This window comes from Shimwellia blattae DSM 4481 = NBRC 105725, assembly GCF_000262305.1.
GTDB lineage: Bacteria > Pseudomonadota > Gammaproteobacteria > Enterobacterales > Enterobacteriaceae > Shimwellia > Shimwellia blattae.
This window is the reverse complement of sequence record NC_017910.1, coordinates 4,057,749-4,077,110: the sequence shown is the minus strand read 5'-3', so window position 1 is coordinate 4,077,110 and position 19,362 is coordinate 4,057,749. Positions and strand designations below refer to the sequence as shown.

At 57.7% G+C, this 19,362-nt stretch carries 16 protein-coding genes; 6 read left to right on the top strand and 10 right to left on the bottom strand.

Annotated elements, in window-relative coordinates; translation table 11 throughout:
* Positions 1–20 precede the first annotated feature (20 nt).
* From EBL_RS20700 to glnA, 4 genes are all read right to left on the bottom strand, one after another.
* On the bottom strand, positions 21–143 hold the full coding sequence (locus tag EBL_RS20700; protein WP_151199989.1) for a YshB family small membrane protein: 123 nt from the start codon (positions 141–143) through the stop codon (positions 21–23).
* Positions 144–223: 80 nt separating this feature from the next.
* On the bottom strand, positions 224–1,633 hold the full coding sequence (gene glnG / locus EBL_RS19075) for a nitrogen regulation protein NR(I) (RefSeq protein ID WP_002442514.1): 1,410 nt from the start codon (positions 1,631–1,633) through the stop codon (positions 224–226).
* Between the two features lie 8 nt (positions 1,634–1,641).
* The gene (gene glnL, locus EBL_RS19070; RefSeq protein ID WP_002442516.1) at positions 1,642–2,691 is read right to left on the bottom strand and encodes a nitrogen regulation protein NR(II); all 1,050 of its coding nucleotides are present in this window, start codon (positions 2,689–2,691) and stop codon (positions 1,642–1,644) included.
* A gap of 173 nt (positions 2,692–2,864) precedes the next feature.
* Positions 2,865–4,274 (bottom strand): glutamate--ammonia ligase, encoded by a 1,410-nt coding sequence (gene glnA, locus EBL_RS19065; protein ID WP_002442518.1) that lies wholly within the window; start codon positions 4,272–4,274, stop codon positions 2,865–2,867.
* A 377-nt stretch (positions 4,275–4,651) separates the two neighbouring features.
* Between glnA and typA the strand changes: the two genes are divergently transcribed.
* The 5 genes from typA to fabY all read left to right on the top strand — a co-directional run bounded on the left by typA (position 4,652) and on the right by fabY (position 9,512).
* Positions 4,652–6,472 carry a ribosome-dependent GTPase TypA gene (gene typA / locus EBL_RS19060; RefSeq protein WP_002442520.1) on the top strand — a complete coding sequence of 607 codons (1,821 nt, stop codon included), beginning with the start codon at positions 4,652–4,654 and terminating at the stop codon, positions 6,470–6,472.
* A gap of 174 nt (positions 6,473–6,646) precedes the next feature.
* Positions 6,647–7,234, top strand: a complete 588-nt coding sequence (gene yihX / locus EBL_RS19055; RefSeq protein ID WP_002442521.1) for a glucose-1-phosphatase — start codon at positions 6,647–6,649, stop codon at positions 7,232–7,234.
* On the top strand, positions 7,234–8,085 hold the full coding sequence (locus EBL_RS19050) for a virulence factor BrkB family protein (protein WP_002442523.1): 852 nt from the start codon (positions 7,234–7,236) through the stop codon (positions 8,083–8,085). The genes yihX and EBL_RS19050 overlap by 1 nt, the downstream gene beginning before the upstream one ends.
* 2 nt (positions 8,086–8,087) lie before the next feature.
* The gene (gene dtd / locus EBL_RS19045) at positions 8,088–8,525 is read left to right on the top strand and encodes a D-aminoacyl-tRNA deacylase (RefSeq protein WP_002442525.1); all 438 of its coding nucleotides are present in this window, start codon (positions 8,088–8,090) and stop codon (positions 8,523–8,525) included.
* Between the two features lie 45 nt (positions 8,526–8,570).
* Positions 8,571–9,512 carry a fatty acid biosynthesis protein FabY gene (gene fabY, locus EBL_RS19040; RefSeq protein WP_002442527.1) on the top strand — a complete coding sequence of 314 codons (942 nt, stop codon included), beginning with the start codon at positions 8,571–8,573 and terminating at the stop codon, positions 9,510–9,512.
* A 10-nt stretch (positions 9,513–9,522) separates the two neighbouring features.
* Here the strand turns inward: fabY and EBL_RS19035 are convergent, their stop codons facing one another.
* Both EBL_RS19035 and EBL_RS19030 read right to left on the bottom strand, forming a co-directional pair.
* Positions 9,523–11,211, bottom strand: coding sequence for an AsmA family protein (locus tag EBL_RS19035; RefSeq protein ID WP_002442529.1), 1,689 nt, complete (start codon positions 11,209–11,211; stop codon positions 9,523–9,525).
* Positions 11,212–11,332: 121 nt separating this feature from the next.
* Positions 11,333–12,733: a nucleobase:cation symporter-2 family protein gene (locus tag EBL_RS19030; protein ID WP_002442531.1), complete on the bottom strand. Its 1,401-nt coding sequence runs from the start codon at positions 12,731–12,733 to the stop codon at positions 11,333–11,335.
* A gap of 225 nt (positions 12,734–12,958) precedes the next feature.
* On the opposite strand from EBL_RS19030, the gene gltS reads away from it, so the two are divergent.
* Positions 12,959–14,161, top strand: coding sequence for a sodium/glutamate symporter (gene gltS / locus EBL_RS19025; protein WP_002442533.1), 1,203 nt, complete (start codon positions 12,959–12,961; stop codon positions 14,159–14,161).
* Here the strand turns inward: gltS and recG are convergent, their stop codons facing one another.
* Genes recG through rpoZ form a run of 4 tightly spaced genes read right to left on the bottom strand, consistent with a single transcriptional unit; the run spans position 14,162 to position 19,349 of the window.
* Positions 14,162–16,243 carry an ATP-dependent DNA helicase RecG gene (gene recG / locus EBL_RS19020; RefSeq protein ID WP_002442535.1) on the bottom strand — a complete coding sequence of 694 codons (2,082 nt, stop codon included), beginning with the start codon at positions 16,241–16,243 and terminating at the stop codon, positions 14,162–14,164. It lies immediately after the preceding gene.
* Positions 16,244–16,246: 3 nt separating this feature from the next.
* Positions 16,247–16,936 (bottom strand): tRNA (guanosine(18)-2'-O)-methyltransferase TrmH, encoded by a 690-nt coding sequence (gene trmH, locus EBL_RS19015; protein ID WP_002442538.1) that lies wholly within the window; start codon positions 16,934–16,936, stop codon positions 16,247–16,249.
* A gap of 4 nt (positions 16,937–16,940) precedes the next feature.
* The gene (spoT, locus tag EBL_RS19010) at positions 16,941–19,055 is read right to left on the bottom strand and encodes a bifunctional GTP diphosphokinase/guanosine-3',5'-bis pyrophosphate 3'-pyrophosphohydrolase (protein ID WP_002442539.1); all 2,115 of its coding nucleotides are present in this window, start codon (positions 19,053–19,055) and stop codon (positions 16,941–16,943) included.
* A gap of 18 nt (positions 19,056–19,073) precedes the next feature.
* Positions 19,074–19,349 (bottom strand): DNA-directed RNA polymerase subunit omega, encoded by a 276-nt coding sequence (gene rpoZ, locus EBL_RS19005; RefSeq protein ID WP_002442542.1) that lies wholly within the window; start codon positions 19,347–19,349, stop codon positions 19,074–19,076.
* Between the last annotated feature and the right edge of the window lie 13 nt (positions 19,350–19,362).

The window sequence follows — 19,362 nt, the reverse complement described above, 5'->3', positions numbered from 1 at the left end:
GGGCAGTGCCCGCTTTTGTATCAGCTGAAGAAGTTTATCAGCGCTGCACACAGCAGAGCGGCGACCGCCGCCTGTGGTGTCTGGCCCGCCGCACTGCCGATTTCGGCCGTCTGCGACACCATATTGATGAGTGATTCAAACATAACGATTCCCCCGGATGAACGGGCATGATCATACTTATCTCACCGCCACAGTAAAGGCGAAAATAACAGCAGTTTTTTTATTACTCCATCCCCAGCTCTTTGAGCTTGCGGGTCAGGGTATTGCGCCCCCATCCCAGCAGCCTGGCCGCTTCCTGTTTATGGCCCTGAGTATGGCGCAGAGCCGTGGTCAGTAACGTGCGCTCCATTTCCGGCTGGGCCTCTGAAAGTAAATTCTGATGACCGGAACGCAGCGCCCGGTCGGCCCACTGGGCCAGCAGTGTTGCCCAGCTGTCCGGCTGCATATGCCCGGTGCTTTCCGGCACGCTCACGTCAAACAGCTCCGGCGGCAGATCCTGAATCAGCACCTCCTGGCCTGCGGCCATCACCGTCAGCCAGCGGCAGGTATTTTCCAGCTGGCGAACATTACCCGGCCAGGCCAGGCGGGTCAGGGCGGCTTCTGCTTCCGGGTGCAGTTGCTTGGCCTCCACACCCAGCTCCCGGGCAGCGATTTGCAGGAAATGGCGCGCCAGACGCGGAATATCTTCCTGGCGCTCACGCAGGGGGGGCAGATGCACCCGGATAACGTTCAGCCGGTGGAATAAATCTTCGCGGAATTTCCCGTCCTGTACCCGCTGCTCCAGGTTCTGGTGCGTGGCGGCGATAATCCGCACATCCACTTTGACCGGCGCATAACCGCCCACCCGGTAGAACTGACCGTCGGCCAGCACGCGCAGCAGGCGGGTCTGGACATCAAGCGGCATATCGCCAATCTCGTCAAGGAACAGGGTGCCACCGTCGGCCTGTTCAAAGCGCCCCTGGCGGATCTGGCTGGCGCCGGTAAATGCGCCTTTTTCGTGGCCAAACAGCTCAGATTCGATCAAATCGCGCGGTATCGCCGCCATATTCAGGGCGATAAACGGTGATTTTGCCCGGGGGCTGTGGCGGTGCAGCGCATGGGCCACCAGCTCTTTACCCGTACCGGATTCGCCGTTAATCAGCACGCTTATCGACGAGCGGGACAGGCGGCCGATAATCCGGAACACATCCTGCATGGCGGGTGCTTCGCCGATAATATCGGTAGTCGGATCATTGGCCTGGGTGTGGCGCGGCTGCTGCTGTTCCTGGTAATGGCTGATGGCGCGCTCCACCAGGGCCACGGCCTCATCGATATCAAAGGGTTTGGGGAGATAGTCAAACGCCCCCTGCTGATAAGCGCTGACGGCGGCATCCAGATCCGAATGGGCTGTCATTATGATGACCGGAAGCATCGGGTGGAGCTGTTTTATCCGGGTTAACAGTGCCAGCCCGTCCATACCGGGCATACGGATATCGGATAACAGCACATCCGGGGTTCTGGAGGTGAGTGCTTCCAGTACCTCGTGGCCATTTTCAAACGCCACGCAGCTTAAGCCCGCGCCGGTGAGGGCGCGCTCCAGCACCCAGCGAATGGCGCTATCATCATCAACGATCCATGCTATCCCGCGTTGCATAACCACCTCTATTTCCGAATAGGCAGGAAAACCGAGAACTCGGTATGTCCTGGCCAGCTGGTAAATTCAATTTTTCCTGAATGCTGATCGATAAGACTGCGGGCGATAGACAGCCCAAGGCCCGTTCCCCCTTCCCGGCCACTGACCATGGGGTAGAACAAGGTATCCTGCAAATGTGCCGGAATACCCGGGCCGTTATCTTCAATATCGATTCTGGCGGCGAGCCGGTAGCGCACCCCGTGCAGCGTAAGCTGAAACGCAGTGCGGGTGCGCAGGGTTATCTCCCCGCCCTCGTGGCCCAGCGCCTGTAGCGCGTTGCGCACGATATTCAGTAAAACCTGTTCAATTTGGTCCGGGTCGTGTGTCAGCTCCGGCAGGCTGGGATCATAATCGCGGATAAGCCGCACATTCCCCGGAAGCTCCATCGACACCAGTTTAACGACCCGCTCACACACCTTGTGGATGCTTTCCGTAACGTGCGTACCGGGGTGCTGTGGCCCCAGCAGGCGGTCTACCAGGTTACGCAGCCGGTCTGCCTGCTCGATAATGACTTTGGTGTACTCGGTCAGGGAAGGGTCCGGCAGCGCTTTATTCAGCAGTTGTGCCGCTCCCCGTAACCCGCCGAGCGGGTTTTTGATTTCATGGGCCAGCCCGCGTACCAGATCTCTGGCGGCTATCTGCTGGGCATGTTGCAGCTGCTCCTGGCTTAACCGGCGCTGGTTATCCAGCGGTGCCATTTCCAGCAGGATATAACCATCCGGCAGCCTTTGTGCCGTCAGGGACAGAATATGCGAACGGGCATCCAGAACCAGGGTCACTTCGTTATCGGTAAAGCCCTGGCCCGCGCTGAGGCTTTCTTTCATTAAATCAATATTTAATGAAAAGTAACTGAGCAGCTCCGGAAGCGGAGTGCCGTAGAGTTTGCGCGCACTTTGCGCCAGTAACTGTTGTGCCGCCGGGTTGGCGTAATGTACCGCAAGAGAATCATCGACCAGCAGAATGCTGGTAATGAGAGAGTTCAGGATCTGCCCGGTATCGGGCAGCTCGGCGGTCGTCATTTGCTGCCTCCTCTGATTGCACTGTTTTGGTGCATTGTAACGTTCTGACCCGGAATCAGGCGATATCAGCGAGTGATGCTGGAGAAAAAAGCCCATCCTGAGATGGGCTGAAAAGTTTCCACGGCAACAAAAAAACAAACCAGATGCGCGGCGCTGCGCATCATCAGTGGTTGTTACACACTGTAGTACAGTTCAAACTCAACCGGGTGCGGCGTCATGCGTACACGGTCATTTTCAGCGCGGCGCAGTTCGATGTAAGCATCGATGCTGTCGTCAGAGAACACACCACCGGCTTTCAGGAACTCACGATCCTGATCCAGCGCGTTCAGTGCTTCTTCCAGAGAGCCGGCCACCTGTGGGATCTCTTTCGCCTCTTCCGGCGGCAGGTCATACAGGTTTTTATCCATGGCTTCGCCCGGGTGGATTTTGTTTTTAATCCCGTCCAGGCCTGCCATCAGCAGGGCGGTGAAGCACAGGTACGGGTTGGCTGCCGGATCCGGGAAGCGCACTTCAATACGGCGGCCTTTCGGGGAAGCAATCACGGGAATACGGATAGACGCAGAGCGGTTACGGGCAGAGTAGGCCAGCATTACCGGTGCTTCATAACCCGGGACCAGACGCTTGTAAGAGTTGGTGGTCGGGTTTGCCAGGGCGTTGATCGCTTTCGCGTGCTTGATAACGCCGCCAATGTAGTACAGCGCCATTTCAGACAGGCCTGCGTATTTGTCGCCTGCAAACAGGTTCACACCGTTTTTAACCAGGGACATATGGCAGTGCATACCGGAGCCGTTATCACCAAACATCGGTTTTGGCATAAAGGTTGCGGTTTTGCCGAAGCGGTGCGCCACGTTATGCACCACATATTTGTAGATCTGGGTTTCATCCGCTTTTTTGGTCATGGTGTTGAAGCGGCAGGCCACTTCGTTCTGACCGGCGGTGGCCACTTCGTGGTGGTGGGCTTCAACCACCAGGCCCATCTCTTCCATGGTCAGACACATGGCAGAGCGCAGATCCTGGGAGGAATCAACCGGAGGCACCGGGAAGTAACCGCCTTTCACGCCCGGGCGGTGGCCTTTGTTGCCGCCTTCGTATTTGGTGGATGAGTTCCACGCGCCTTCGATATCGTCGATAGCGACGTGGGAGCCGGAAATTGAGCTGCCAAAGCGGATATCGTCGAACAGGAAGAATTCCGGCTCCGGCCCGAACAGGACAGTATCGGCCAGGCCCGTTGCGCGCAGGTAATCTTCGGCACGTTTAGAGATAGAACGCGGGTCGCGATCGTAGCCCTGCATGGTGCCCGGCTCCAGAATGTCGCAGCGAATCAGCAGCGTGGGATCATCATAGAACGGGTCGATAACCGCGGTAGAGGCGTCCGGCATCAGCACCATGTCAGATTCGTTAATACCTTTCCACCCGCCGATGGAAGAGCCATCAAACATTTTGCCTTCTTCGAAGAAGTCAGCATTAACCTGGTGGGCAGGGATTGTGACGTGCTGTTCTTTACCTTTGGTATCGGTGAAGCGCAGATCAACAAACTTCACCTCATGTTCATTCAGCATCGTCAAAACGTGTTCAGCGGACATACATAACTCTCCCGGGTTTTTTCATTGTCGTCGTGGTAACGAGGTCTGGCACTGTTCTGAAATAGGGCTTTTCGCACTGAATATAGCGAAGCGAAAACTGTGCCAACTTTTAAAAAGGGTGCAAAAGGCGTTATCATGCGCGTCGTAGTGCAAAACGGATGCACCCGGATGGAAATATTGCACCAATATAGTGCGAATGCAGTGATGCGTTGCACTCTATTGGTGCGATTTTTGTTTGGGACGCTGGTTTTGCTCAGTGAAGACGATCACAAAGCCCGGCAACGAGGGTTGTTTGTAAAGGTTTATTGTGATCCTGTTTAGTCCTTCGATTAATACGTGTACAATAACGCGCTATTTCTAATGCCTGAGGCAAAGTTGTGATCGAAAATCTGCGTAACATCGCCATTATTGCGCACGTTGACCATGGTAAAACCACCCTGGTTGACAAGCTGCTGCAACAATCTGGTACTTTCGGTGAGAGAAGTGAACTGACCGAACGTGTCATGGACTCCAATGATCTGGAGAAAGAGCGTGGGATTACCATCCTCGCAAAAAACACGGCTATCAACTGGCGTGACTATCGTATCAATATCGTTGATACCCCGGGGCACGCTGACTTCGGTGGTGAAGTTGAACGTGTAATGTCTATGGTCGACTCTGTTCTGCTGCTCGTCGACGCAATGGATGGCCCTATGCCGCAGACTCGTTTCGTGACTCAGAAGGCTTTTGCCAATGGTCTGAAACCTATTGTGGTTATCAACAAAGTGGACCGCCCTGGTGCGCGTCCGGACTGGGTTGTGGATCAGGTGTTTGACCTGTTCGTAAACCTGGGTGCGACTGACGAACAGCTGGACTTCCCGATTGTTTATGCCTCTGCGCTGAACGGTATCGCGGGTCTGGATCACGAGGACATGGCTGAAGACATGACCCCGCTGTTCGAAACCATCGTTAAGCACGTTGAAGCACCGAACGTGGACCTGAACGGCCCGTTCCAGATGCAGATCTCCCAGCTCGACTACAACAACTACGTTGGCGTTATCGGGATTGGCCGCATCAAACGTGGCGTGGTTAAGCCTAACCAGCAAGTGACCATCATTGATGCTGAAGGCAACCGTCGTAACGGTAAAGTGGGTACTGTTCTGGGCCATATGGGCCTGCAGCGTATCGAATCTGCTTCTGCTGAAGCGGGCGATATCATTGCTATCACCGGTCTGGGTGAGCTGAACATCTCTGACACCATCTGCGACCCGCAGAATGTGGAAGCGCTGCCGGCACTGACCGTTGATGAGCCGACCGTAACCATGTTCTTCTGCGTAAACACCTCTCCGTTCTGCGGTAAAGAAGGTAAATACGTCACCTCCCGCCAGATCCTGGACCGCCTGAACAAAGAGCTGGTTCACAACGTGGCGCTGCGTGTTGAAGAAACCGAAGACCCGGATGCCTTCCGCGTGTCTGGCCGTGGTGAACTGCACCTGTCTGTACTGATCGAAAACATGCGTCGTGAAGGTTTCGAAATGGCGGTTTCCCGTCCGAAAGTTATCTTCCGCGAGATCGACGGTCGCCGTCAGGAGCCGTTTGAGCAGGTTACGCTGGACGTTGAAGAGCAGAACCAGGGTTCCGTCATGGAAGCACTGGGCCTGCGTAAAGGCGAACTGCGCGACATGATGCCGGATGGCAAAGGCCGTGTACGTCTTGACTACATCATCCCGAGCCGTGGCCTGATCGGCTTCCGTACCGAGTTCATGACCATGACCTCTGGTACTGGTCTGCTGTACGCCTCTTTCAGCCACTATGACGATCTGCGCCCGGGTGAAATCGGCCAGCGCCAGAACGGCGTGCTGATCTCCAACGGCCAGGGTAAAGCAGTGGCTTACGCTCTGTACAGCCTGCAGGATCGCGGTAAGCTGTTCCTGGGTCACGGTGCTGAAGTTTATGAAGGCCAGATCATCGGTATTCACAGCCGCTCTAACGACCTGACAGTAAACTGCCTGACCGGTAAAAAACTGACCAACATGCGTGCTTCCGGTACAGATGAAGCCACCACCTTGTCTCCGTGCATCAAAATGACGCTGGAGCAGGCGCTGGAATTCATCGATGACGACGAACTGGTAGAAGTGACCCCGCAGTCTATCCGTCTGCGTAAACGTCACCTGACCGAGAACGATCGTCGCCGCGCTAACCGTGGCCCGAAAGACTAATCCCCACTGATTTCCCTTACCGGAATAAGTGTCGTAAAGCCGCTGTGAAAACAGCGGCTTTTTTTATGCTTCTGTGACCTGCCGCCGCTGGCGGCTTTTCTGCTATTTTGAGCAATAGTCAAACCTGCGCTTTCCCGCTACAGTTAATTCTCCATGCCTTCAGGAGGAAGCCCGATGCTGTATATCTTTGATTTAGGGAATGTCATTGTCGATATCGATTTTAACCGGGTAATGGGTGTCTGGAGTGATTTCAGCCGTATCCCGCTGGCCCGCCTGCAAAGGGATTTTATACCCGGGGAGGCCTTCTACCAGCATGAGCGGGGGGAGCTGTCTGACCATGCGTTTGCCGAAGCCCTGTGCCACGATCTGAATATGCCCCTGAGCTATGAGCAATTTGCGGCCGGGTGGCAGGCGGTGTTTGTCTCCCTGCGCCCGGAGGTGATTGCCATTATGGCGCGCCTGCGTGAACAGGGGCACCGGGTGGTTGTGCTGTCCAATACCAACAACCTGCACACCGCACACTGGCCAGAACTGTACCCTGAGGTATACGCCACGGCGGATGCGGTCTACCTCTCCCATGAGCTGGGCACCCGCAAGCCGGAGCCGGACATCTTCCTGAAAGTGCTGGACGCCGAAGGCGTACGCCCGCAGGACGCGGTCTTCTTTGACGACAACGAAGACAATATTCGCGGGGCACAAGCGGTGGGGATCACCAGCGTGCTGGTGAGGGATAAAACCGATATTACGGATTATTTTGCCTGATGCGCGCAGCGCGTAAATTTGCCCGCTCGCTGTTATTGTGGCTCCGGCTACTGTGGCGGCGGGTTGATGAAGATAACATGACGACCCTGGCCGGGAACCTGGCGTATGTGTCGCTGCTCTCCCTGGTGCCGCTGGTGGCGGTAATTTTTGCCCTGTTTGCCGCCTTCCCGGCGTTTTCCGACATCAGTATTCAGCTGCGGCATTTTATTTTTGCCAATTTTATTCCCGCCACCGGGGATGTTATCCAGCGCTATATTGAACAGTTTGTCGCGAACTCCAGCCGGATGACGCTGGTGGGGAGCGTCGGGCTGGTGGTGACCTCACTGCTGCTGATGTACTCCATTGACAGCGCGCTGAATGTTATCTGGCGCAGCAAGCGCCACCGGCCAAAGGTCTACTCCTTCGCGATTTACTGGATGATCCTGACGCTCGGCCCGCTGCTGGTTGGCACCAGCCTGGCTATCAGCTCCTATTTGCTGTCGCTGCGCTGGGCCAGTGATTTCAACTCGGTTATTGATGATGTGCTGCGTATCTTTCCGCTGCTGCTCTCCTGGCTGGCCTTCTGGTTGCTGTACAGCCTGGTGCCGACTGTCCGGGTAAATAGCCGTGACGCCCTGGCAGGGGCGCTGGTGGCGGCTTTGCTGGTGGAGCTGGGTAAGAAAGGTTTCGCCTTGTATATCACCATGTTTCCTTCCTACCAGTTAATCTATGGTGTACTGGCGGTGATCCCCATTCTGTTTGTCTGGGTGTACTGGAGCTGGTGCATTGTCTTGCTCGGCGCCGAAATTACTGTCACTCTCGGGGAATTCCGATCTCTCAAACAACGCGCCAGAGGCGTTAAACAAGCATAACTATGATTGCATTAATTCAGCGAGTAACCCGCGCCAGCGTGCGCGTGGGCGATGAAGTGACCGGCGAAATCGGCCACGGTTTATTAGTATTACTGGGTGTTGAAAAAGACGACACGGAACAAAAAGCCCGGCGCCTGTGTGAGCGGGTGCTCGGTTACCGGATCTTCAGCGATGAAGACGACAAAATGAACCTCAGCCTGAAACAGGTGGGGGGGAGTGTTCTGGTCGTGTCCCAGTTCACCCTGGCGGCGGACACCAGTAAAGGCATGCGCCCGGGGTTTTCCGGCGGCGCGGCACCGGCACTGGCCGAATCGCTGTATGAGTATTTTACCGGCTGTTGCCGTGAGCAGGGGGTGACCACCCAAACCGGGCGCTTTGCGGCGGATATGCAGGTATCACTGGTTAACGACGGTCCGGTCACGTTCTGGCTTCAGGTATAAACCGGCCATGACCATCCGATGAGAACAATCCAGGAGAGTGCGGTGATGTATCATCTGCGGGTACCAAAAACCGAGGAAGAGCTGGAGATCTATTACCAGTTTCGCTGGGAGATGCTGCGCAAGCCGCTGCATCAGCCCCGGGGCTCTGAGCGGGATGCATGGGATGCGATGGCCCACCACCAGATGGTGGTGGATGAGCAGGGCAAACCGGTCGCGGTGGGCCGTTTGTATATTAATGCCGAAAATGAAGCCTCTATCCGCTTTATGGCGGTGGATCCCGGCGTTCAGGAAAAAGGGCTGGGTACGCTGATGGCGATGACGCTGGAATCGGTGGCCCGCCAGGAAGGCGTTAAGCGCGTGACCTGTAGCGCCCGGGAAGATGCGGTGGCGTTTTTTGCCAAGCTGGGGTTTCACAACGAAGGCGAAATTACCGCCCCCCAGACAACCCCGGTGCGCCATTTTCTGATGATCAAGCAGATAGCCTCTATGGATGACATCCTGCACCGGGCCGACTGGTGCGGGCAGCTCCAGCAGGCCTGGTATCAGCATATCCCCCTGAGTGAAAAAATGGGGGTGCGCATTGTGCAGTATACCGGGCAGAAATTTATCACCACCATGCCGGAAACCGGCAACCAGAACCCGAACCAGACACTCTTTGCCGGGAGTTTGTTCTCCCTTGCCACATTAACCGGCTGGGGGCTTATCTGGCTGATGCTGCGCGAAAGGCACCTTGGCGGCACGATTATCCTTGCCGATGCGCACATTCGCTACAGTAAGCCTATCAGCGGCCGCCCCGGCGCGGTGGCGGATCTCGGCTCACTGAGCGGCGATCTGGACCGGCTGGCCCGGGGGCGTAAATCCCGGGTGCAGTTGCGGGTTGAGCTGTACGGTGGTGATGATCTGGGCGCAGTATTTGAAGGCATCTTTATGGTGCTGCCTGCCCGGCCGTTCGGCCCTCTGGAAGAGGGCGGTAACGAAGAAGAATAACCCCCGGCACTCAGGCGCCGGGTGTATTCCCCGGGGTGACAACACCCTGCGCCATGGTCTGGTGGATCTGCAAACCCCGGGCATTGGTGGCGCTCAGATCTCCACTGACCGTGGGCCGCAGCGGCACGTTATGTTGCAGGCTCCCGGTAATATTCAGCCGGAGATTTCCGTCCCCTTCAAGCGGCAGTGCCGGCCACCCCCAGTAGTGCAGTGTATCCAGAGGGACAGCGCGCCCGCTGAGCGAGAGCACAGCCCGGCGCTGCGGCAGCTGGGATACGGTGGCGGTCGCCTCCAGTAGCCCCTGGCCTGCAAACGCGCTGAGCTCGCTGATATTGACCGTGGACAGGTTCGCCTCCAGCGCCATGGACGGGCGGCGTAAATCCATACGGTTCAGGGTGGCTGCCGCCGCGTTAAGGTTCAGCCTGCCTCCCCATATTCCCCACTGATTATTGCGCACCAGCTGCAACCGGGTACCGCTGCTGTCCAGGGCGGTGAACTGGAACGGAAAGTCGGGGTTGGTATCGATCAGTAAGTTCCGGCTGGCGGAGAGCTTCTCAACCCGCAGGCTGTTGAGCCAGCCGGGTGCCGGTGCCGCCAGGTACTGTTTCCAGGCCGTGGGCAGGGTGTACTCCAGCCCGGCGATGGTCAGCTCATCCAGGGTGAGCGCTTTGCTCTGGCGCTGCCAGTGGCCCGTGGCGCGCAGCAGCCCCCCGGCCCAGCGGGTGGTAAATTGCTGCAGGGTGAGCGCCTGGCCGGATAACCGGACCGTCATAATGGGGTCAAACAGGTGCACTGCGCCGTATAGCGCCTCGCTGGCGCTGACGGATAATGTGCCCTCCTGCGCGCTCCAGCGGCCATGCTCCAGCCCGATATTGCGTAACCCCAGGCTGAGGCCATTCACCGCCCAGCCAGGCCCCTGAAGCTGGGTGTTGGTGATATCCACATTCCTGAGCGTGACCGGGGGCAGCGTTGCGGCCCGGGCCAGCAAACGCGCCAGGGTGTCGCGGCTCTGGTAGCGCAGATCGCTGATGCGTAAATAGTCTACCTGCCAGCGGCCATCCGGCGTGCGCTGCAGGCTGCTGCTCATGCTGCCGCGGGCCACATCGCCCCCGAGGGAGCTGATAATCAGGCTGCCGTTGCGGGTCTCGCCCTGCATCAGCACCTGGCTTGCCGGAAGACCGTTCAGGATCAGTTGCCCGGCGCTGAACTGAAAACGGGCATCCTGCTGGCGGGCCGGGTTCCAGGGGGTTATCCCCCCGGAGACCTGGCGGGCCACGAGCGGCCACTGGCCGGGGGTGGCGTTGATATTCATTGCGCTGAGCTGCAGGCGGCGGGCCTGGAGCGGCAGCGACGGCAGGCCACCCCGGGGCAGATTCAGGGTGCCGTTGTGTATCTGCAGGGAGTTAACATCGCCCGACCGGGTGAGCTGCCGGGCGCTGAGGCCGACATCCACCTGTTGCGCAACCAGCAGCGGGGGCTGGCCTGGCTTGCGCAGGCTGAGATTGCTGAAAACCAGATGAGAAGGGGAAGACCAGCTGTGGCTGAGCTTATCAAAGGTGATGTGCCACTGCTGGCCTGCGCTGATTCTGGCGGCCAGCTGGCTGGCGCCCCAGCGGGTCTGCACGGCTATGTACAGGGCAACAATTATCACTGTTAGTGCGATCAGCAGGGTAAGGAGAAGCCTTCTGAGTGAATTCATCGTCTTTCATCCCGTGAACATTAACAGTCTGAGTTATGCACGATTTAGCCGGTGAGCTCAAGGGGGGGATTGTAAGGTTGCGGGCGGTGATGGCGCGTTTGCGCCATCACCGTGCAGGTGGTCAGCGTTTTTGCGGCTGATCTTCAGGAAAAATCAGATTCAGCACAATGGCGGTGATCCCGCCGGCGGCAATACCGGATGCCAGCAGGGTTTTCAGCCAGTCCGGCGCGAACTGCAGAATTAACGGCTGCTGGGAGATCCCCAGCCCGACGGCCAGAGACAGGGCAATAATCATGATAGCCCGGCGGTTCAGGGGCTCGCGGGAGACAATACGCACCCCGGAGGCCGCAATGGTGCCGAACATCACGATAGTCGCCCCGCCGAGCACCGGCTCAGGAATGTGCTGCACAAAGCCGCTTACCGCCGGGAACAGACCCAGGATTATCAGCATCAGCGCCACCACAAAGCCCACATAGCGGCTGGCAACCCCGGTGAGCTGAATAACCCCGTTGTTCTGGCCAAAGCAGGAGTTCGGGAAGGTGTTAAACACCGCAGAAACAAACGAGTTCATGCCGTTTGCCAGCACGCCGCCTTTCAGACGACGGAGATACAGCGGGCCGGTGACCGGCTGCTCTGAAACATCCGACGTGGCGGTAATATCGCCTATCGTTTCCAGAGAGGTCACCATAAAGACCAGCATCAGCGGGATAAGCAGGCTCCAGTCAATGCCCAGCCCGTAGTAAAGCGGGGTGGGGATCATAAACAGATCGCTGTTCGACGGTGTGGTGTTTTCCGGCAGCATGCCCATAAACCAGGCCAGCAGGTAACCTACCGCCATGGCTATCACCAGGGATGCCACGCGCAGATAAGGGTTGCGCTGGCGGTTCAGGGCAATAATCACCACCAGTACCGCCCCGGCCAGCAGCAGGTTCGACGGGGCACCGAAGGTGTGGTTATTGATGGCGGTATAACCGCCACCGATAGAGGTCAGCCCCACCTGAATAAGTGACAGGCCGATAATCATCACCACCACGCCGGAAACCAGCGGGGTGATAATGCGCTGTGCCAGGTGCAGGCCACGGGAGATTATCATTTCTGTGCAGCTGGCCAGCATCAGGGTGCCGAACAGCGCCGCCATCATGGTGGGGATATCGGCCCCGCCGTTTTTCAGCGCCATACCGCCCATAATAAGCGGCGAGACGAAGTTAAAACTGGTCCCCTGGATGGAGAGCAGCCCGGAGCCCACCGGCCCCCAGGCTTTGATCTGAATAATAGACGCCACGCCGGAGGCGAATAGTGACATACTGATGATGTGCTGGGTATCTGCGGCCGGTAATCCCAGGGCCTGACAAATCAGCAGGGCCGGGGTGATCACGGCGACAAACATTGCCAGTAAATGCTGACAGGCGGCGAACAGTGTTTGAGGCAGCGGCGGTTTATCTTCAAGGCGGTAGATAAGTTCGCTGGGGCGGTCCTGAGTTTCTGGTTTTCTGTTCTCAGACTCAACAGCTTTTACTGACATCGGAGGAAATCCCGTAATGGAAAAGCGGTGATTTTAATGGATAGCACGATAAAAGCAATCGTTTGCTTGCCTGTTGTGGTTGCACGCCCCGCGAACCCGTTGCGTGCTGCGTATAATCCGCAGGCATTTTTTGTTAAAATCTGGTAACCAGTACCGTTGGGAAACGAATTAAAAAACACAATATCACTTTAATAACAAGGGATTATCCCGAACATGGAGCCTGTTATGCTACACCTCGATACGCTTGCTACACTGGTGGCCGCCACGCTGGTTTTATTGCTGGGGCGCAAGCTGGTGCACTCCGTCTCTTTACTGAAAAAATACACCATTCCCGAACCGGTCGCGGGCGGCTTGCTGGTTGCCGTGGCGCTGTTGATCCTCAATCAGGCTTTCGGGCTGGTGATTGAGTTTGATATGTCGCTGCGCGATCCGCTTATGCTGGCGTTTTTCGCCACCATTGGCCTGAACGCGAACCTTTCCAGCCTGCGGGCCGGGGGGAGATACCTCGCAATCTTTCTGATTGCGGTGGTGGGCCTGCTGCTGATGCAAAACGCCATCGGCATTGTGATGGCCAAACTGATGGGTATTGATCCGCTGATGGGGCTGCTGGCCGGGTCTATTACCCTGTCCGGGGGCCACGGCACCGGGGCTGCCTGGAGTAAAGTCTTTACCGAACGCTATGGTTTCCAGAATGCCACCGAAGTGGCGCTCGCCTGCGCTACGTTCGGGCTGGTATTAGGCGGGCTGATTGGCGGGCCGGTGGCGCGCTATCTGATAAAGCATACCACTACCCCCCAGGGGGCACCGGATGACAGCAGCACCCCTACGGCGTTTGAAAAGCCGGACACCGGGCGCATGATAACCTCCCTGGTGCTGATAGAAACCATCGCGCTTATTGCCATTTGCCTGACTGCCGGGCGCATTGTTGCGCAGGCGCTCCAGGGCACGGCATTCGAGCTTCCGACATTTGTGTGTGTGCTGTTCATTGGTGTGATCCTGAGTAATACCCTGGCGCTGATTGGGTTTTATCAGGTTTTCGAGCGGGCGGTATCCGTGCTGGGTAACGTGAGTTTGTCTTTGTTCCTCGCCATGGCGCTGATGAGCCTTAAGCTGTGGGAGCTGGCCTCCCTGGCGCTGCCGATGCTGGTTATTCTGACGGTGCAGGCGGTGGCGATGGCGCTGTATGCGGCATTTGTTACGTTCCGGATCATGGGGAAAAACTACGATGCGGCGGTACTGGCGGCTGGCCATTGTGGTTTTGGCTTAGGGGCCACCCCCACGGCGATTGCCAATATGCAGGCCATTACCGAGCGCTTCGGGCCGTCCCATGTGGCGTTTCTGGTGGTGCCGATGGTCGGGGCGTTTTTTATTGATATCGTGAATGCGCTGGTTATCAAGCTGTATCTGATGCTGCCGGTCTTTGGCTGATCAGGCATTGGAATAGCGTTCTGTCTCCGGCATCCAGCGTTCAATCAGGGCGCTGGCCTGCCGGGGGTAGCGCTCGTGAATATGGCGGGCGATGCGCTGAACTTCCGGGATCATGGCCTGATCGCGCAGTAAGTCTGCCACTTTAAACTCCGCATTCCCGGTCTGGCGGGTGCCCAGTAGCTCCCCGGGCCCGCGAATTTCGAGATCTTTTTGCGCAATAACAAACCCGTTGTTACTGTCACGCAGCACCTGAAGGCGCAGCTGCGCGGTTCTGGAGAGCGGCGACTTATACAGCAGCACGCAGTGGGATGCCACGGCACCGCGGCCAACCCGCCCGCGTAACTGGTGCAGTTGCGCAAGCCCCAGCCGTTCCGGGTTCTCAATAATCATCAGGCTGGCATTCGGCACATCCACCCCGACTTCAATAACGGTTGTCGCCACCAGCAGATGCAGCGCGCCCTGCTTAAACGCGTCCATGACGTCCTGCTTCTCTTTGGCTTTCATGCGGCCATGAACCAGCCCGATGTTCAGATCCGGCAGCGCCTGCTGTAGCTCTGCACAGGTGGCTTCTGCGGCCTGTGCTTCCAGCACCTCGGACTCTTCAATCAACGTGCAGACCCAGTAAGCCTGGCGGTGCTCTTCATGGCAGGCGTGGCGCACCCGCTCGATAATATCCTGGCGACGGGTATCGGCGATGGCGACGGTGGTGATTGGGGTGCGCCCGGGGGGCAGCTCATCGATCACCGAGGTATCCAGATCCGCATAGGCGGTCATGGCCAGGGTGCGCGGAATCGGGGTCGCCGTCATAATCAGCTGGTGGGGGTGAAACCCCTGCTGCTCGCCTTTTTCCCACAGGGCCAGGCGCTGGTGGACCCCAAAACGGTGCTGCTCATCGATAATCACCAGTGCCAGCCCGTGAAACTGTACCTGCTCCTGGAAAATTGCGTGGGTGCCGACAATCATCGCCACCTCTCCCCGGGCGATGGCTTCCTGCTGGGCCTGGCGCGCTTTGCCTTTTTGTTTCCCGGCCAGCCAGCCGACGTTAATCCCCAGCGGGGCGAACCAGCGGCGGAAGTTAGCCGCGTGCTGCTCCGCCAGCAGCTCTGTCGGGGCCATTAACGCCACCTGTTTACCGTGGGCGATAGCCCGCAGCGCGGCCAGTGCCGCAACCAGGGTCTTCCCGGAGCCCACATCCCCCTGCACTAAGCGCATCATCGGGGTATCCAGGGCCATGTCGCGCTCAATATCCGCAGTAACCCGCTGCTGGGCACCGGTCGGGGAGAATGGCAGGGCGTTGAGAAACGCCTGTTTTAGCCTGTCGTCAGGGGCGAGCGCCAGGGCATGATAACGCCGGGCACCGGCGCGCAGCGCCAGCATACTCAGGTTATGGGCCAGTAACTCTTCGAGGATTAACCGGCGCTGGGCCGGATGCTGGCCGCTTTCCAGATCGTCAAGGCGCATATCCGGCGGCGGGCGGTGCAGGGTGCGCAGCGCCTGGGGCAGGCTCATCAGCCCCCGGGCCAGCTCCTCCGGCAACAGCTCGCTGATGGCACAGGTATCCAGCAGATCCAGTGCCTGATCGGTGAGCTTGCGCAGTGTGGCCTGGCGGATCCCTTCGGTCGTGGGGTAGACCGGGGTGAGAGTATCCTGGAGATCCGGGGTGCTGCTCTCCCCCTGAATACGGTATTCCGGGTGGATCATCTCTGCGCCGTGTACGCCGCGTTTCGCCTCACCATAAGCCAGCACCCGGCGCCCCGGGGCGAGGCTGTTTTTCATTGCGGCGTTGAAATTGAAAAAACGCAGGGTGAGGATCCCGGTGCCGTCTGAAATCTGGCAGGTCAGCATGCGGCGGCGGCCGAAGGTGATATTGCTGTTCAGCACTTCCCCTTCCACAGAGGCATAAATACCGGGCAGCAGATCGTTAATGGTGTAAAGGCGGGTGCGGTCTTCATAACGCAGCGGCAGGTGCAGCAGCAGGTCCTGCACCGTATGCAGGCCAATTTTCGCCAGCTTACTGGCCTGGCTTGCGCCTACACCGCTCAGGGTACTGAGCGCTACCGCATCCAGTAGCCGCCCCTGCATGGTTTACTCTGCCGCCTGCATGGCGGACCACCAGGTTTCGCTGGCTTCAATGTCGCCAAGGTCGTTAATTCGCGGGTAGGGTAGCCCTTTGCGGGTGGCTACTTTTGCCAGTACCGGATACCCCCCTTCAAACAAAAGGCGCTGCTGCTCTGCATCAGACAGGAGGCTGTTTTCGCGCCGGTACATTCCGGCAATCTGGCGCTGGCGCTGGGCTTCATACAGGATAAGCGCCGACGCGACCGACACATTCAGCGACTGCACCATGCCGGTCATCGGAATAATAATGTCCTGATCGGCAAGGCTGAGCGCTTCCCGGGTGATCCCGGTTTTTTCCTGGCCCATCAGAATACAGGTCGGGCGGGTGTAATCGATATCGCGGAAATCGACAGCGCCGGGGGAAAGGTGAGTAGCGAGGATCTGCATTCCCTGGCGTTTCAGCTCGCTGACCGCATCAGCGATGGTGGGGTGGGTTTTTACCTCCACCCAGCTGTTACTACCGGCCGCTGCCGATGCCATGGTGCGCATCCGGTTGCCGGGCCACACTGCGTGCACTTCGTGAACCCCGACCGCATCCGCGGTGCGAATAATGGCAGAGACATTATGGGGTTTATGTACCTGCTCCATGCAGACTGTTAAGTCAGGCTGGCGCAGGGCCAGCATTTCGCGAATGCGCGCATACCGCTGTGGATTCATGCCGTTAGTTTCTGTTACGTGTGACTTTAATAACATCCGGCATCACGCGAATTTTGCGCATGATATTCGCCAGCTGTATGCGATCTTTGGCCGACAGGCGGATAAACGTGGAATAGACGCGGCCGTCTTTCTCTTCGGTGTTCAGGCTGTGGATATTCGAGCCCGTGGTGTTAATGGCCGCCGTCAGGTTCGCCAGGGCGCCCTGGTGGTTAAACATATCCACTTTGATTTCGGTGATAAATTCCTGCTCGGTCTCTTTATCCCACTCGACCGGCATAAATTTCTCAGGCTCTTTCTGGTAGCCACGAATATTACGGCAGGACTCATGGTGGATAACCAGGCCTTTCCCCGGGCTGATATGCGCCACAATCGGGTCACCCGGGATTGGGCGGCAGCATTTTGCGAAGGTGATCAGTACCCCGTCTGCCCCTTTGATGGGCAGATTATGGCTGAGGGCCGCCTGCGAGCCGGCGCCATTGCCGGTAATATCGCCCTGGAACAGGTTTTTGGCGACCACTACGCTCATTGCGTTGCCAAGCCCTATCTCTGCCAGCAGATCGTCCAGCGTGGCCAGTTTCATGCGATCAAGCTCGCGCTGAATATTCTCTTTGGGGATCTCGGCCAGTTTTTTGCTGCCCCCCAGCGCATGGCTGAGCAGGCGGCGGCCAAGGCTTACCGAATCATCGCGCTTGAGGTTTTTCAGCATCTGGCGAATACGGGCCCGGGCTTTAGAGCTGACGACAAAATTCAGCCATGCGGCATTCGGGCGGGCACCCGGTGCGGTGATTATCTCCACGGTCTGACCGCTGGAGAGGGCCTGAGAGAGCGGATAAGGCTGGCGGTCGACTCGGGCACCCACACAGGCGTGGCCGATATCGGTGTGTACCGCATAGGCGAAGTCTACCGGTGTTGCGCCTGCGGGCAGCTCGACAATCCGGCCTTCAGGGGTGAATACGTAGATTTCGTCCGGGAACAGATCGGATTTTACGCTCTCGATAAATTCAAAAGAGCTACCGGCGCTCTGCTGTAGTTCCAGCAGGCTTTGCATCCAGCGCTGGGCGCGGATCTGGGCGGCGGTGCTGCTGTCGCCTTCTTTGTATGCCCAGTGTGCCGCGACCCCCATCTCCGCCATCTGATCCATATCTTCAGTGCGGATTTGCACTTCAACCGGCACCCCGTGGGGGCCAATCATTGAGGTGTGTAGCGACTGGTAGCCGTTCGCCTTCGGAATGGCGATATAGTCTTTTACCCGGCCCGGGCGCGGCTTGTACAGGCTGTGCATCTGGCCCAGCACCCGGTAACAGGTATCCACGTCTTTTACGATAACCCGGAAGGCGTAAATATCCATAATCGAGTGAAAACGCTGCTCTTTAAGCACCATTTTGCAGTAAATCGAGTACAGATGCTTTTCGCGCCCGCTAACACGGCAGGGGATCCCCGCTTCCTGTAACCGGCCTTCAATCTCCGAGAGGATTTTCTGAATCATCTCTTTGCGGTTACCGCGCGCGGCTTTTACCACCTCTTTGATCACCCGGTAACGATTAGGGTACAGGGCTTCAAAACCCAGCTCTTCCAGCTCGGTTTTCAGGTGGTGGATACCCAGACGGTGGGCCAGCGGGCTGTAGATTTCCAGGGTTTCGCGGGCAATGCGGCGGCGTTTATCCGGGCGCAGGGCGCCAAGGGTGCGCATGTTGTGGGTGCGGTCGGCGAGTTTGATAAGGATAACGCGGATATCCTGTACCATCGCCATGATCATCTTGCGAAAGTTTTCCGCCTGGGCTTCTTTCTTATCGCGGAATTTCAGCTTATCGAGCTTGGAGACCCCCTCTACCAGCTCGGCAACGGTTTTGCCAAACAGCTGCTCCATATCCTGGTAGGTGGCAGGGGTATCTTCAATGACATCATGCAGCAGTGCTGCCATCAGCGTTTCGTAGTCCAGCCTCATTTCCGCCAGAATACAGGCCACGGCAACAGGGTGCGTGATGTAAGGTTCACCGCTTGAACGTGTTTGTCCCTCGTGGGCATCACGCGCGACAAGGTATGCCTGCTGGAGACGCTTAATCTGGTCTCCGGGCAGGTATTGTTGAATCAGTTGATTCAGGCTTTCAAACAGATACAAGGGTGACCTGCTGGGTAATTAACGACGACCTTCAGCAATCGCGGTAACCGCCTGCAGTTCTGCGGCTTCCTGCTCTTGCTGCTCCTGGCGCTCACGGACATCGAGAATCTGATTGTTGATCAGACCTTCTTCGATTTCACGCAGTGCAATAACGGTGGTTTTATCGTTTTCTTCCGGTACGAGCGGATCTTTACCGCCGGTCTGCATCTGACGAGCGCGACGCGCGGCGACCAGTACCAGGTCAAAACGGTTACCAATTTTCTCTACAGCGTCCTGAACAGTTACGCGTGCCATATTTAAAATGCTC